The organism is Aeromonas sp. PS2Canimalfood6 (genome assembly GCF_048276795.1).
GTDB classification, from domain to species: domain Bacteria; phylum Pseudomonadota; class Gammaproteobacteria; order Enterobacterales; family Aeromonadaceae; genus Aeromonas; species Aeromonas caviae.
The window spans coordinates 1-14,154 of record NZ_JBLUXC010000019.1; the positions used below are offsets into that span (position 1 = coordinate 1).

12 protein-coding genes are annotated in these 14,154 nt (G+C 64.5%); 9 read left to right on the plus strand and 3 right to left on the minus strand.

From position 1 onward, the window contains the following. Window positions 1–165 precede the first annotated feature (165 nt). Window positions 166–1,371, minus strand: coding sequence for a NupC/NupG family nucleoside CNT transporter (locus tag ACNPAA_RS10030; protein ID WP_041214374.1), 1,206 nt, complete (start codon window positions 1,369–1,371; stop codon window positions 166–168). 527 nt (window positions 1,372–1,898) lie between these two features. Here ACNPAA_RS10030 and dbpA point away from each other — a divergent pair. Both dbpA and ACNPAA_RS10040 read left to right on the plus strand, forming a co-directional pair. Continuing rightward, window positions 1,899–3,278 (plus strand): ATP-dependent RNA helicase DbpA, encoded by a 1,380-nt coding sequence (dbpA, locus tag ACNPAA_RS10035; RefSeq protein ID WP_103259421.1) that lies wholly within the window; start codon window positions 1,899–1,901, stop codon window positions 3,276–3,278. An 85-nt stretch (window positions 3,279–3,363) separates the two neighbouring features. Continuing rightward, window positions 3,364–3,654 carry a YkgJ family cysteine cluster protein gene (locus ACNPAA_RS10040; protein WP_039039772.1) on the plus strand — a complete coding sequence of 97 codons (291 nt, stop codon included), beginning with the start codon at window positions 3,364–3,366 and terminating at the stop codon, window positions 3,652–3,654. Between the two features lie 9 nt (window positions 3,655–3,663). On the opposite strand, the gene ACNPAA_RS10045 is transcribed toward ACNPAA_RS10040, so the two are convergent. Beyond that, window positions 3,664–4,056 carry a hypothetical protein gene (locus ACNPAA_RS10045; protein ID WP_185219242.1) on the minus strand — a complete coding sequence of 131 codons (393 nt, stop codon included), beginning with the start codon at window positions 4,054–4,056 and terminating at the stop codon, window positions 3,664–3,666. A 285-nt stretch (window positions 4,057–4,341) separates the two neighbouring features. On the opposite strand from ACNPAA_RS10045, the gene ACNPAA_RS10050 reads away from it, so the two are divergent. Beyond that, a complete protein-coding gene (locus tag ACNPAA_RS10050) occupies window positions 4,342–5,736 on the plus strand; it encodes a PepSY-associated TM helix domain-containing protein (protein WP_161470174.1) in 1,395 nt (464 codons plus the stop codon). A gap of 203 nt (window positions 5,737–5,939) precedes the next feature. Here the strand turns inward: ACNPAA_RS10050 and ACNPAA_RS10055 are convergent, their stop codons facing one another. Next, window positions 5,940–6,845: a 1,4-dihydroxy-2-naphthoate polyprenyltransferase gene (locus tag ACNPAA_RS10055; RefSeq protein WP_029313608.1), complete on the minus strand. Its 906-nt coding sequence runs from the start codon at window positions 6,843–6,845 to the stop codon at window positions 5,940–5,942. Window positions 6,846–7,055: 210 nt separating this feature from the next. On the opposite strand from ACNPAA_RS10055, the gene ACNPAA_RS10060 reads away from it, so the two are divergent. Genes ACNPAA_RS10060 through menE form a run of 6 tightly spaced genes read left to right on the plus strand, consistent with a single transcriptional unit; the run spans window position 7,056 to window position 14,103 of the window. Next, entirely contained in the window at window positions 7,056–8,387 is a 1,332-nt protein-coding gene (locus ACNPAA_RS10060; protein ID WP_043154006.1) for an isochorismate synthase, read from the plus strand. 33 nt (window positions 8,388–8,420) lie between these two features. After that, window positions 8,421–10,166: a 2-succinyl-5-enolpyruvyl-6-hydroxy-3-cyclohexene-1-carboxylic-acid synthase gene (gene menD, locus ACNPAA_RS10065; RefSeq protein WP_201872064.1), complete on the plus strand. Its 1,746-nt coding sequence runs from the start codon at window positions 8,421–8,423 to the stop codon at window positions 10,164–10,166. Beyond that, window positions 10,156–10,917 carry a 2-succinyl-6-hydroxy-2,4-cyclohexadiene-1-carboxylate synthase gene (gene menH, locus ACNPAA_RS10070; protein ID WP_244812507.1) on the plus strand — a complete coding sequence of 254 codons (762 nt, stop codon included), beginning with the start codon at window positions 10,156–10,158 and terminating at the stop codon, window positions 10,915–10,917. Before menD ends, menH begins: the two co-directional genes overlap by 11 nt. After that, the gene (menB, locus tag ACNPAA_RS10075) at window positions 10,910–11,770 is read left to right on the plus strand and encodes a 1,4-dihydroxy-2-naphthoyl-CoA synthase (RefSeq protein WP_234924932.1); all 861 of its coding nucleotides are present in this window, start codon (window positions 10,910–10,912) and stop codon (window positions 11,768–11,770) included. Before menH ends, menB begins: the two co-directional genes overlap by 8 nt. Continuing rightward, entirely contained in the window at window positions 11,770–12,699 is a 930-nt protein-coding gene (gene menC / locus ACNPAA_RS10080; RefSeq protein WP_201872059.1) for an o-succinylbenzoate synthase, read from the plus strand. Before menB ends, menC begins: the two co-directional genes overlap by 1 nt. A gap of 3 nt (window positions 12,700–12,702) precedes the next feature. After that, the gene (gene menE / locus ACNPAA_RS10085) at window positions 12,703–14,103 is read left to right on the plus strand and encodes an o-succinylbenzoate--CoA ligase (RefSeq protein WP_161470170.1); all 1,401 of its coding nucleotides are present in this window, start codon (window positions 12,703–12,705) and stop codon (window positions 14,101–14,103) included. Window positions 14,104–14,154: the final 51 nt, after the last annotated feature.

Genomic DNA, 14,154 nt, shown 5'->3' on the forward strand with positions numbered 1-14,154 from the left:
AAGAGTGTTTACCGAGATCAATACCAATAAGCGCAACGTTTTCCATGATGGCCTCTCCTGAAAGAAAAACACCCTGTCAGCGTACCGCTCACAGGGTGGGGGTGACCATCTCATTAGACCCCCTGCCAAGGCAGGGGGTCGTCATGAGCAGCGCGGGGGGAGGACCTAGATCATCACACCGGCGATAACGGCGGAGAGCAGGCTCACCAGGGTGGAGCCATAGACCAGCTTCAAACCGAAGCGGGAAACCATGTTGCCCTTCTCTTCGTTGAGCGCCTTCACCGCACCGGCAATGATGCCGATGGAGCTGAAGTTGGCGAACGACACCATGAAGATGGAGAGGATGCCGACGGTGCGCGGGGAGAGCTCGGCGGCAATCTTGCCCAGATCCATCATGGCCACAAACTCGTTGGTCACCAGCTTGGTCGCCATGATGGAGCCGGCCTGCAGCGCTTCACTGCCCGGGATGCCCAGGATCCAGGCAACGGGATAGAAGATGTAGCCCATGACGTGCTGGAAGTTGACGCCAAACGCCGCCTCGAACAGGTAGTTGATGAGGGCGATCAGGGCGATGAAGCCCACCAGCATGGCACCGACGATCACCGCCACGGTGAAACCGGCCATGATGTACTCCCCCAGCATCTCGAAGAAGTTTTCCTTCTTCGGGGTATGGTGCTCGTCACCCTCGGCCAGCGCCTTGGCATCGGTCACGGTGTTGTCGGGCTCGTAGGGGTTGATGAGGGAAAGCACCACGAAGGTGCTGAACATGTTGAGTACCAGCGCGGCCACCACGTAGCGCGGCTCGATCAGCTGCATGTAGGCACCGACGATGGACATGGAGACGGTGGACATGGCCGTCGCCGCCAGGGTGTACATCTGCTTCTCGTTCAGGTGCGGCAGTATGTTCTTGAGGGCGATGAAGTTCTCGGACTGACCGACGATCATGGAGCTGATGGCGTTGAAGGACTCCAGCTTGCCCATGCCGTTGATCCTGGCCAGCACGGTGCCGATGCCACGAATGACGATGGGCAGCAGACGGATGTACTGCAAAATGCCGATCAACACGGAGATGAAGACGATAGGCATCAGCACCATCAGGAAGAAGGAGAAGGCCCCTTCGTTGACCAGACCGCCGAACACGAAGTCGGTCCCCTGCTTGGCAAACTCCATCAGCTTGGTGAAGCCGGCGGCAAAGCCACCCACCACCGCCAGACCCACTTCGGAGTTGAGCATGAACCAGGCGAGCGCCAGCTCGACCACCAGCAGCTGGCCGATGTAACGCAGCTTGATCTGTTTCCAGTTGCGGCGGTTTGCCAGCAACGCCAATGCCAGGACCATCACGAGTCCGAGCACGAAATGAACGTATTCCATACCAGTAGCACCCATTGAATTGTTATTTTTGACCGGCGCCATCATAAAGAACTGCATATTTAAAAATCAGAGAGTCATCACAATCCGCGGTAAAAATATGCATGCGAAATAATACAAACGTTTTTAAATTAATTGCCAAGGCACATGATTATTAATCTTCATTGGGGAAGTTTAAAAATAAATCAAAAACAATAAGTTATGCTCTTTCGTTAATTTTATTCCTCATTCGTATATATATTTCATAACGGCCATATCCCATATGGCATCCTCCGATGACTCATCATCACCACGACATGTTTAATTAAAAACGTTTTCTCGTCATTCATCATGATCTGGCCATGACCACCCTGTTCCATTGTGCTCTTTTTACATACCGCAAGCCCGCCAACGCAGACAGAAGCCTCCATCGGCAACCCATGACGCCAACCGTTCAAATATTCACCGCATCCGGCGGCACATTCTGGTATGATGCGCCCCCTTGCGCACCGCGCACCCCCATTTCTGGTTTTCCGATATAGAGTCCTTTTGTGAACAACAGCGAATTTAGCAGCCTGAACCTCTCCTCCGCCCTGCAGGACAACCTCGCCAGCCTGGGCTATCTGCAGATGACCCCGATCCAGGCCCAGAGCCTGCCCCTGGTGCTCGACGGCAAAGATTTGATCGCCAAGGCGAAAACCGGCAGCGGTAAGACCGCGGCCTTCGGCCTGGGTCTGCTGGCCAAGCTGGACGTCAACCGACTGGCCGTGCAGGCGCTGGTGCTCTGTCCGACCCGCGAGCTGGCGGATCAGGTGGCCACCGAGATCCGCCGTCTTGCCCGTACCCTGCCCAACGTCAAGCTGGTGACCCTGTGCGGCGGCACCCCGACCGCACCGCAATCCGCCACCCTGGGCTTTGGCGCCCACATCGCCGTCGGCACCCCGGGCCGGATCCTCAAGCACCTGGAGCAGGGCACCCTTGCGCTCGACGACCTCAAGACGCTGGTGCTGGACGAAGCGGATCGCATGCTGGACATGGGCTTTGGCGAAGACATCAACCGCGTCATCAGCCACGCCCCGCGGGACCGGCAAACCCTGCTCTTCTCCGCCACCTATCCGGAAGGGATCGCCCAGATGAGCCGCGGCGTGCAGCGCAACCCGGTGGAGGTGAGCGTAGAGTCCCTGCACGAAGAGAGCGCCATCGAACAGAAGCTGTATGAAGTGCCGGCCGGCCAGCGCCTCGATGCCCTCACCTGGCTGCTCAGCCACTACCAGCCGAGCTCCTGCGTGGTGTTCTGCAACACCAAGCGCGCCTGCAACGACGTGGCCGATCACCTGGCCGCCAAGGGCTTCTCGGCGCTGGCGCTGAACGGCGATCTGGAGCAGCGTGAGCGGGATCAGGTGCTGGTGCGCTTCGCCAACGGCAGCGCCACCATACTGGTCGCCACCGACGTGGCGGCCCGTGGCCTCGACATCAAGGAGCTGGGGGCCGTCATCAACTACGAGCTGACCTACGACCCCGAGGTGCACGTGCACCGCATCGGCCGTACCGGCCGCGCCGGCCAGCAGGGCCTGGCCCTGAGCCTCTACCAGCCGAACGAGGCCCAGCGCGTCAACTTCATCGAGGAGTACCAGCAGGCCCCCATTCCTCAGGGCGACCTGGCCGGGATCGGCCGCGACATCAAGCCGATCGCGCCGCAGATGGTGACCCTCTCCATCGATGCGGGCCGCAAGAGCAAGGTGCGTGCCGGTGACATCCTCGGCGCCCTGACTGGCGAAGGCGGCATTGCCGGGGCCGATGTAGGCAAGATCCAGATTTCCGAGCAGTACTCCTACGTGGCGGTGAAGCGCCAGGTGGCGAGCGCCGCCCTCAAGCGGTTGCAGGAAGGCAAGATCAAGGGGCGCAGCTACCGTGCCCGCAAACTGGGCTAAGGTATTTCACACTCCCGGCCAGACCACAGGCGCCTGACAGGCGCCTGTTTCATATCATTCGCCGCCATGCGGCAAGACAGGTGACATGACCCAAGCAATCCAGAGCGATGTGAGCTGCCAGAACTGCGAAGCCTGCTGCTGCCGCCTCGAGGTGATGCTCTTCACCGACACCGGCGTGCCGGACCGCTATATCGAGGAGCGGGAAGGAGAAGTGCCCGTGATGCACAGACTGGAAGATGGCTGGTGCGCCGCCCTCGACCGCAACACCATGATGTGTCGCATCTACGAGGTGCGGCCGCTTATCTGCCGTGAATTCGAGATGGGGGAGCCAGACTGCCTCGACGAGCGGGACAAGTGGTTCATCAGGCTGGAATGAACGGGAAGTTCAACCCGTGCTGACGTGGGTCTCCTTGCCTTGCAGCCCCTCGAGGCGCTGTGTCAGCCAGTGGATGGCCTGCGCTTCCTCCTCGAAATAGCGCACCTCCTGAAAGGGAAGCTCGCTGAAGACGTGATCCGCCAGATAACGTTTGAAATCCCCGATCATGACCACTGCCAGAAAGGCGCAGCCATGGGTGGCGCACCAGTTGAACTGGCGACGAAAACGGGCCAACACCTCGGGGCCGGCGGCCTCGAACTCGGTCGCGACCTCGACGATGCCCCAGGGGGCTCCCTGCAAACGGCTTATCTGTTGGCTGAACTTGCCCTCATAGGCCATGGCGCCTGCCAGGTTGAAAGGGCCGCTCGGCCGACAGATCAGCAGTTGCCCTTGTCGCTGCATCTCAAAATGGCCGTGTGCTTGCACGTTCACCTCCTGCCTTGAGTCCTTCGCTGCGGCTGATATGCCCTGTGTTGCCACAAAGTAAGAATTTATCCCCGAAAAGTCCATGAAGCTCCCCGCATTGTGAACGGAAAGCTCCATTCAACCCCCGTTTTTACCCCGGTGGCGGAATGTACATTTCTTCGACATGTTCTGTTGCAGTTAACAAAACGTTGCTGCTATTATCCGCGCCACTCAAAACATTCCACCTACTGAAACCTTTTGGCGTTCACCCAGGGAACAACGATGAAGCAACAAGACGCAAGTTATTACCAACGGATCTGGCGCTGGCATTTCTATGCTGGTCTCTTCGTCGCCCCCTTCCTGATCCTGCTCTCCCTCACCGGCATCGTCTACCTGTTCAAGCCGCAGCTGGACAACCTGCTCTACCCCCAGCTGATGAAGGTGACGCCCGCCACCCAGACCCTGAGTGCCGACCAGCTGCTGGCCACGGCAACCATCGCCATGCCGGACGCCAGTCTGCGCAAATACCTGCCCCCGGTGGCAGCGGACGCGAGCGCCCAGATAGTCGTGATGCGTGAAGGGCAGGAGCTGACCCTCTTCATGGATCCCGCGAACGGCGCCCTGCTCGGTACCATGGACAACAAGTGGAACCTGCAGGCGGTGGCGCGCGCTCTCCATGCGGAGCTGATGCTTGGCACCACGGGTGATCGCCTGATCGAGCTGGCCGCAGGCTGGGGAATCGTGCTCCTCGTCAGCGGACTCTATCTCTGGTGGCCCCGCAAGGGACCGGGTGTGGGAGGCATCCTCTGGCCGAGAATGCACCAGCGCGGCCGTCTCTGGTGGCGTGATCTGCACGCCGTGGTCGGCTTCTGGGGCGCAGGTTTCCTGCTGCTGCTGCTGCTGACGGGCATGACCTGGACCGGTTTCTGGGGCGGCCAGTTCGCCGACGTCTGGAACCGCTTCCCTGCGGCCATGTGGAACGAGGTGCCCAAGTCGGCCCCCCTCACCCGCAGCCTCAACCAGGCTCACGAACAGACCGTCTCCTGGGGGGCCGAGACCCTGCCCATGCCGAGCTCCCAACCCACGGCAGAGAGCCATGATCACAGCGCCATGACCCATGGCGGCGGACACGAGGGCATGGTCATGGCCAGCCATCGCATTCCGCTGCAACAGGTGGTCGACATCGCCAGCGAGCGTGGGGTCAGCCCGGGTTACAGCATCACCCCCCCGGTCGGTGAAACCGGCGTCTATACCATCGCCATCTTTGCCGATGATCCCCGCAACGATGCCACCCTGCACATCGACCAATACAGCGGCAAGGTGCTGGTCGACGTGCGTTGGCAGGATTACGGCCCGGTCGCCAAGACGGTGGAAACCGGCGTCATGCTGCACATGGGCAAGCTCTACGGCTGGCCGCACCAGCTCGTCATGCTGCTCATCTGCCTGATGATTCTGGCAAGCTCGGTGAGCGGGCTCTGGATCTGGTGGAGCCGCCGTCCCAGTGGTCGCCTCGCCGCCCCGCCCCTGCCCGCCAAGCTGCCTCCCATGGGCGGTGCCATCGCGGTGCTGGTCGTGCTCGGGATCTGCTTCCCGCTGGTGGGGGCCTCCATGGTCGCCATCTGGCTGCTGGACAGTCTCTTCTTCTCTCGCCGCCCGGCCGTGGCCCAGGCAAGCTGACCTCGGGGCAAGCACGCCTCATGCACACGAGGGCTCCCTGTCGGGGGCCCTCGTCGTCTGCATCACCTGGCATCATCCTTCGCCTGGCGGCATGCTCCTCCCCTTTCGATCATCACATCGGTCTGATGAAACAACAACGCGTCGACACATCAGCAAAAAGGGCTCCCATTCGGGAGCCCTTTTCATTGCCAAACGCGTCGGCCTCAGGTGAGCGCCAGCCCGGCGGAGAGCAGCAAGCTGAACAGAAATGCGCTGATGGCGGTCTTCTTGAGGGCGCCGGTCAGCACCTCGCCATCGAAACTCTCTCGCAGGGTGCGGGCGGCATCGGTGAGGGGCTTCATGGCGGGCAGGAAGATCCAGGGCCAGAGGCTCGCAGGCTGAGTCAGCAGGAAGGCGATGGTCGCCAGCAGCGCCGCCCCCAGCAAGACCCAGTGATAGGCGATGGCCCGGTTGCGGCCAAGGCGCACCGCCAGGGTGATCTTGCCGCTGGCGGCATCGGTCTCGATGTCCCGCACGTTGTTGATGTTGAGCACGGCAGTCGCCAGCAGGCCGCAGGCGGTGGCGGGCAGCAACAGGTCCCACTCCAGGCTATGGGTGAAGAGGTAGTAGGAGCCGAGCACCCCCAGCAGGCCGAAGAACAGGAACACCGAGATGTCCCCGAAGCCGCGATAGCCGTAGGGGCTCTTGCCCACCGTGTAGGTGATGGCCGCGACGATGGCCGCTCCCCCCAGCAGGATGAACGTCAGGATCTGCTGCCACGCCTCCCCGAAGGCGCAGACCAGCAGGGAGAGGCCGCTCACCACGGCCGCCAGGGCGGTCAGCCCCATGGCCACACACATCTGGTGCCGGGTGATGAGGCCGGAAACCACGGCGCGCTGGGGACCGATCCGCTCCCCGTTGTCGGCACCGGAGACCGCATCGCCATAGTCGTTGGCCAGATTGGAGAGAATTTGCAGCAGGATGGCGGTCAGCAGGGAGAGCCCCATGATGGTGCCGTCGAACGCTCCCCGGCTGGCTGCCAGCCCCGAGCCCAGCAAGATGGAGGAGCACGCCAGGGGCAGTGTTCGCAAACGCGCCGCCAGCAACCAAACAGAGAAGGTATTTGTCATATTGTGATGGCCAAACAATCAGATATTGATCGTGTTAAGGGTTATCGAACCGGATTTAGGTATACTTGGCTGCGCGGGGGCGTCGGCTCCCCCGGGCAATTTACATGGACGAATGGGCAGATAATATATAGGAAATCGTCGCCCTTTGGCATCAACCTGCGCCATCCTCCCCCGGAGCGATCGCGATTATCCGGCTCAGACTAGACATCCATGTTGGCTCAGACCCACCTCAAGCAACAACTGGACGCCCTGCGTCACAGCACTGTCAGCGGTTTCGTGCGACTGCGCGTGGCCGCTCACGTCGACGTCTTTCCCGGCTGGTTGGCGGCCCAGACGCTCTACCCCCGCATCTATTGGCACGCCAGAGGGCAACAGAGCCCCGAGTACGTGGCGCTTGGCGCCATCCACGAGCTGACCCGGCCGGAGGATATCCAGCGGGTCTGCGACCTTGCCGGCACGGCCAGTGAAGACAGCCCTCGCTACTACGGCGGTCTGGCGTTCGACCCGGATCTGCCCGGCTGGCAGGGTTTTGGCCCCTGCCGCTTCGTGCTGCCCCGCATCGAACTGGTACGCCGGGGGGAGTGCACCAGCCTCTGCCTCAATCTCTGGCTGCCTGCCCGGGAAGAGGGTCACGCATTCGAAGCCGAACTCTGCGCCGCCGAGGCGGCGCTCGATGCCCTGCAACCCGAGGCCCCTCTGCCCGCCCTGCAAAAGCGGCCATGGCAGCGCCAGGACCTGCCGGGCCCTGCCCAGTGGCAGACCCTGGTGGAGCAGGTCACGGCCCCCGACTTCCAGGCCCGCACCCCCAAGGTGGTGCTGTCGCGGGAGAGCCTGCTCCAGAGCGAGGCGCACGATGCGCCCCTCTGCCCCTGGTCCCTGCTGACACAGTGGGCCCGCCACGCCCAGGAGTGCTTCCACTTCGGCTTCCAGTTCTCCCCCGAGCAGAGCTTCATCTCCTGCTCCCCCGAGCGCCTCTACCGCCGGGAGAAGGGCCACCTCTTTACCGAGGCGCTGGCAGGCACCATTCGCCGTTCCGGGGATGAGGCGACCGACGCGGCCCTGGCCGCCGAGCTGCTGGCCGACAGCAAGAACCGGCTGGAGAACCGGCTGGTTCACGCCGACATTCTCAGCCGCCTGGCCCCCCTCACGACCGATGCCACCCTGACCGAGCCGCGCATTCTGAAATTGCGGCTGCTGCAACACCTCAAGTGCGACATCGAGGCCGAGCTCAAACCCGGCGTCTGCGACTGGCAACTGCTGGCTGCCCTGCACCCCACCCCCGCCGTGGGGGGCGCCCCCCGCGAGGCGGCGCTCGCCTTCATCCGTGAATGCGAGCCCCATGATCGCGGCTGGTATGCCGGTGCCTGTGGCATGCTGAGCCGGGAGACCTCGGAGTTCTCCGTCGCCATTCGCAGCGCCCGGATCAGGGGCCCGCGCATCAGCCTGTTCGCCGGTGCCGGCATAGTGGCGGGATCGGAGCCCGCCGCCGAGTGGGCCGAACTCGACAACAAGATCGCCAACGTGCTCTCCCTGCTGGGATAGCGTTTCTTACCGACTCCTCACTGCGAGAGCTTCATGTCCGCCAGCCACGTGTCCGCGCATCACGCCTTTGCCAGCCATCACGCCACCTTCAACCATGTCTGGTCCTCCCTCTTGCTGGAAGAGCTCTTTCGCCTCGGCGTGCGTGACATCGCCCTGGCCTCCGGATCCCGCTCGGCGCCGCTCACCATGGCCGCCGCAGCCCACCCGGGCTTTCGCCGCCATCTGCACTTCGACGAGCGGGGTCTGGGCTTCATGGCGTTGGGGCTGGCCAAGGGGAGCGGCCGCCCGGTGGCGGTGATCATGACCTCGGGCACCGCGGTGGCCAACCTCTGGCCCGCGGTGGCGGAAGCCCAGCTCACCGGGGTCCCGCTCATCATTCTCTCTGCCGACAGGCCACCCGAGCTCATCGACAACGGGGCCAACCAGGCCATCGATCAGCCGGGGATCTTCGGTCGCTACCCCGTCTATCAGCAAAATCTGCCGAGCCCCACTCCCGCCATTCCGGCGGCCTTCGTGCTGAGCTCGGTGGATCAGGCCCTGGCCCGACAGGCGCACACCCCGGGGCCGGTGCACTTCAACTGCATGTACCCCGAGCCCCTCTATCCCGGCGATACCTACCTGGACTTTGCCGACTACCTGGCGCCTCTCGGCGACTGGCTGCACTCGGCCAAGCCCTGGAGCCCCTGGCTGGCGGGCGAGCCGGGCTGCCCCGCCCAGCCGGACTGGGAGGAGCTGAAGGGCAAGCGCGGTGTCATCGTCGCCGGACGCATCCAGGATCCGGTGCAAGGCAAGGCGGTGGCCGAGCTGGCCGACCGCCTCGGCTGGCCCCTGCTGGCAGATCTGCAAAGCCAGATCCGCTTCGATGATCGCAACCTCGTCCACACGGATCTCGCCCTGCAACACAGCGACTTCGTGGCCGAGCTGGCCCGCGCCGAGGTACTGCTGCAATTCGGCGCCCGCCTCATCTCCAAGCGCCTCGGCCAGTTCATCAAACAACACCCCTGGCAGGATTACTGGCTGGTGGACCCGCAGCCGGCACGCCTCGACCCCGACTACCGGCTGCGCCGTCGCCTGGTGTGCGACCCCGCCGCCTTTGCGGCCGCCCATCCAATCCCCCATTCTCAGCAGCCCTGGCACCAGTTGGCCGCGCGCCAGCAGGCTATCAGCCAGCAGATCCGCACCGCCTGTGATCGCTTCTCGGAGCTCGGGGTGTGCCACCGCCTGAATCAGCTCATCCAGGGTCAGCTGTTCGTCGGCAACAGCATGCCGGCCCGGCTGATGGACATGCTGGGCGAGGCGGGCAAGGGCCCCAGCCGGGTGATGACCAACCGCGGCGCCTCCGGCATCGATGGCCTTATCGCCACCGCATACGGCTTCGCACAGTCGGTCCCGCCTGACAGTCGCGAGCCCACCACCCTGCTGCTCGGCGATCTCAGCGCCCTGCACGATCTCAACAGCCTGGCGCTGCTCGGCAAGGGGAGCCGCCCCCTGGTGGTGATCCTGCTCAACAACGACGGCGGCAGCATCTTCCGCATGCTGCCGGTGCCGACCCAGGACGCCCTGCTGGAGACCTACTACTGCCTGCCCCACGGCCTGCACTTCGAGCACGCCGCCGCCATGTTCGGCCTCGCCTACCGGGCGCCGACCACCCTGGACGAATTTGAACGAGACTACGCCGCGGCGTTGCAAAGCGGGACAACCCTGATTGAAATCAAGGTACCGAGCAGTGAAGTCGCCGAGGATCTCAAGGCGCTGGGAGCCGCCATCCGTGGCCTCTGACCCCGTACCTCTGGTGCTGCTGCACGGCCTGCTGGGGGACGCCGACGACTGGCGGCCCGTCATCCAGGCCCTGGCTGGCATCGAGTGCCACGCCCTGGATCTGCCGGGCCACGGTCGCAACCAGGCTGTGCGGGTGAGTGGCTTCGACGAGGCCCATCGCTGGCTCCGCGACGAGCTGGCCGCGCGGGATATCGCGCACTACCGGCTGGTGGGTTATTCGCTGGGGGGGCGGCTCGCGCTTCATCACGCCAGCCTGTCACCGACGGGGCTGCAGGCCCTGCTGCTGGAGAACTGCCATCCGGGCCTGCCGGAAGCCGAGCGGGCGGCCCGCATCCAACACGACGAGCTGTGGGCCAGCCGTTTCGAGCACGAGCCCCTGCCCCGGGTGCTTGCCGACTGGTACCGCCAGGGCGTCTTCGCCGACCTGGACGACGATGCCCGCGCCCGCCAGGCCGCCCGCCGCCTTGGCAACGACGGGCAGGCCGTGGCCACCATGCTGCGGGCCACCTCCCTCGGCAGGCAGCCGGATCTTGCCCCCTGGCTCGGGGAGACCCGGCTGCCGGTGCAGTGGATCTCCGGCAACCGGGATCACAAATTCCATGCCCTCGCTTGCCAGTTGGTAAAGCAAGGCTGCAATATCAAACACTTGGCTCTGGATGGCGGGCACAACCTGCACGCCGGCCAGCCCGATACCTTTGCCCGGCTCCTGCGGGAGTGGGTCAACCAACCAGAAGAGAAGATCCATGATTGAAGCAATGACGGAAGCCGAGCTCTATGCCCCTGTCGAGTGGCGCGACTGCTCCGCCGGTTACGAAGACATCCTCTATCACAAGTCCCGGGATGGCATTGCCAAGATCACCATCAACCGCCCCCAGGTGCGCAACGCCTTCCGCCCCCGCACCGTGAAAGAGATGCTGCAGGCCCTGGCCGATGCCCGCTACGACGACAAGGTCGGCTCCATCATCCTCACCGGCTTCGGCGAGCAGGCGTTCTGTGCCGGCGGCGACCAGAAGATCCGGGGCGACTACGGTGGATACCGCGATGACGAGGGCACCCATCACCTCAACGTGCTCGACTTCCAGCGTGACATCCGTACCTGCCCCAAACCCGTGGTGGCCATGGTGGCTGGCTACGCCGTCGGTGGCGGCCACGTGCTGCACATGATGTGCGACCTGACCATCGCCGCCGACAACGCCCAGTTCGGCCAGACCGGCCCCAAGGTGGGCTCCTTCGACGGCGGCTGGGGCGCCTCCTACATGGCCCGCATCGTCGGCCAGAAGAAGGCTCGGGAGATCTGGTTCCTCTGCCGCCTCTACGACGCCAAACAGGCCCTCGACATGGGGCTGGTCAACACCGTCGTGCCCCTGGCCGAGCTGGAGCGTGAAACCGTGCGCTGGTGCCGCGAGATGCTGCAACACAGCCCCATGGCCCTGCGCTGCCTGAAGGCGGCCCTCAACGCCGACTGCGACGGCCAGGCCGGTTTGCAGGAGCTGGCAGGCAATGCCACCATGCTGTTCTACATGACCGAAGAGGGTCAGGAAGGGCGCAACGCATTCAACGAGAAACGCCGTCCCGACTTCTCCAAATACAAGCGGAATCCCTGATGACACTCGCCCTCTACCGCTACCAACTGCCCTTTACCCAGCCCCTGGCCTTTCACGGTCAGTTGCAGGTAGCGCGCGAGGGCCTGCTGGTACGCATCGACGATGGCTGGGGGGAGATAGCCCCCCTGCCAGGATTTTCCAAAGAGACCCTGGCCGACGCCCAGGCCGAGGCCCTCGACTGTCTGGCGCAGCTGGCGCGGGGACAGACCCCGACGCCACAGCTGCCCTCGGTGCAGTTCGGGCTCGACTGCGCCCGTCGTAGCTGGCCCGAGCAGGGTGCCCCCCTGCCCGAGCCCTATCCGCTGATCCAGGGCTCCCCCCAGGAGCTGCTCAAGAACTGGAAGCAGTGGCTGCACGAGACCCCCCTCAAGGCCAAGCTGAAGGTGGCCCGCTACCCCATGCGCGACGAGCTGGCGCTAATCCGGCTACTGCTCGATCGGCGCCCCAACCTCAAGCTGGTCCTGGACGCCAACCAGGGCTGGACCCGCGAGGAGGCCTGGGCCTTTTGCGGCCACCTGGATCCGAATCGCATCGAATACCTCGAAGATCTGTGCGCCGACTTCGAGGACATCGCCTTCGTCGCCAGCCGCACCGGCATGCCGGTGGCGCTGGACGAACTGCTGGCCCAGGGCAAGCCCTGGGAGCCCATCCCGCAACTGCGCGCCCTGGTGCTCAAGCCGACCCTGCTCGGCGCCCTGGCCAACAGCGAGGCCCTGGTGGCCCGCGCTCGCGAACTGAAGCTCAAGGTGATCGTCTCCTCCTGTTTCGAGTCCGGTCTCGGCCTCGGTCAGCTCGCCCGCCTCGCGGGGGAGTGGGCGCCGGATCAGGCCCCTGGCCTCGATACCCGCCGCTGGCTGGCCAGGGATCTGCTGGACAAGCAGGGACAACCCGATCCGAGCAGGATGGACCCCCTGTTTCACCGAGACTGATCCATGGTGACCCGTCAGATCCCACGGCAGGAAACCTGCCCGGTACGACGCTGGGCGACACTGGCCCCTCATCGTATTGCCATCCACAGCGGGGAGCCTCTTAGCTACCAGCGCCTCGACCTGCGCCTCAACAGCCTGTGCAATCAGCTCGCCCGGGCCGGGCTGGAACGGGGAGATCATCTCGCCGCCGTGGTGCGCGGCGCTCTGGAGGATGTGTTGCTGGCCTGGGCCTGCGTGCGCAGCGGTATCGTCTTCTGCCCCCTCAATCCCGCCTTTCCGGCAACCAGACACAGCGAACTGGCGAGCCAGCTCGAGGCCCGGGCATTCTGGTCGGCAGGCGAGATCCCGGCGGGCGACTGGCAAGCCCTCAGCCTCGACTTCACGGGCGAGCTGGCCGCAGATGGGGAGTCCCCGCTGGTACCCGACCAGCCGAACAACATGATCCTCACCTCGGGATCCAGCGGTACCCCCAAGGCGGTGGTCCACCGCCTCGCCAACCACCTCGCCTCGGCCCGGGGTTCCGCCACCCTGATCCCCCTGGACGAAGCCTGCGGCTGGCTGCTCTCCCTGCCACTGTTTCACGTCGGCGGTTACGCTATCCTGTTCCGGGTCTTCCTGGCAGGAGCCGCCCTGGTGCTGGACGATCGCACCCGGCCCCTCAAGGCGCGGCTCGAGGATCAGCCCATCACCCACCTCTCGCTGGTGCCGACCCAGCTCTGGCGCCTGCTGGCACAGGGGTTCGACCCATCCCGCACCCGGGTGCGAGAGCTGCTGCTCGGGGGCGCCGCCATCCCGGCGCCCCTGGTCAACCGGCTGACCGCTCTGGGGCTGGAGCCCAAGGTGAGCTATGGACTCTCCGAGATGGGCAGCCAGGTCTGCACCGGGCAACCCTGCGCCGCCGGCGTGGTGGGTCGCCCGCTGCCGGGGCGGGAGGTCTGCATCCGCCAGGGGGAGATCTGCGTGCGCGGTGAGACCCTGTTTGCCGGCTATTTCAGGGAGGGCGAGCTGGTGCGCCCCCTCGATGAAGAGGGCTGGTTCCACACCCGGGACAAGGGCCGCCTCACTCCGGGGGGCGATCTGGTGGTGGAGGGTCGGCTCGACAACCTCTTCATCTCGGGGGGGGAGAACATCCAGCCCGAGACCATAGAGCAGCGGCTGGTGGATCACCCCGCCGTGGCCCAGGCCCTGGTGGTGCCGGTGCCGAGCGACGAGTGGGGGCATAGGCCCGCCGCCTTCATCGACTGGCATGGCGAACCTGTCCCCCCTGCCGAACTGGCCGCCTGGATCAGGCTGTCGTTACCCGGCTTCATGGTGCCGGACCAGTGGCATCCCTGGCCGGATCTCGGCGGCAATCTGAAACCCTCCCGCACCCTGCTCGCCCGCAGCTTGCGACAAGAGGAGTGACGCCTCCCCCATATGGGGCGGAGTCCTTGCTATCAACACAGCCCCCTTTGG

Excerpts from the sequence above, each read along its gene's own strand:
- ACNPAA_RS10030 (WP_041214374.1), bottom strand. The coding sequence starts at position 1,371 with ATGGAATACGTTCATTTCGTGCTCGGACTCGTGATGGTCCTGGCATTG.
- ACNPAA_RS10040 (WP_039039772.1), top strand. The coding sequence starts at position 3,364 with ATGACCCAAGCAATCCAGAGCGATGTGAGCTGCCAGAACTGCGAAGCC.
- ACNPAA_RS10045 (WP_185219242.1), bottom strand. The coding sequence starts at position 4,056 with ATGCAGCGACAAGGGCAACTGCTGATCTGTCGGCCGAGCGGCCCTTTC.
- ACNPAA_RS10050 (WP_161470174.1), top strand. The coding sequence starts at position 4,342 with ATGAAGCAACAAGACGCAAGTTATTACCAACGGATCTGGCGCTGGCAT.
- ACNPAA_RS10055 (WP_029313608.1), bottom strand. The coding sequence starts at position 6,845 with ATGACAAATACCTTCTCTGTTTGGTTGCTGGCGGCGCGTTTGCGAACA.
- ACNPAA_RS10060 (WP_043154006.1), top strand. The coding sequence starts at position 7,056 with ATGTTGGCTCAGACCCACCTCAAGCAACAACTGGACGCCCTGCGTCAC.
- menD (WP_201872064.1), top strand. The coding sequence starts at position 8,421 with ATGTCCGCCAGCCACGTGTCCGCGCATCACGCCTTTGCCAGCCATCAC.
- menB (WP_234924932.1), top strand. The coding sequence starts at position 10,910 with ATGATTGAAGCAATGACGGAAGCCGAGCTCTATGCCCCTGTCGAGTGG.
- menC (WP_201872059.1), top strand. The coding sequence starts at position 11,770 with ATGACACTCGCCCTCTACCGCTACCAACTGCCCTTTACCCAGCCCCTG.
- menE (WP_161470170.1), top strand. The coding sequence starts at position 12,703 with ATGGTGACCCGTCAGATCCCACGGCAGGAAACCTGCCCGGTACGACGC.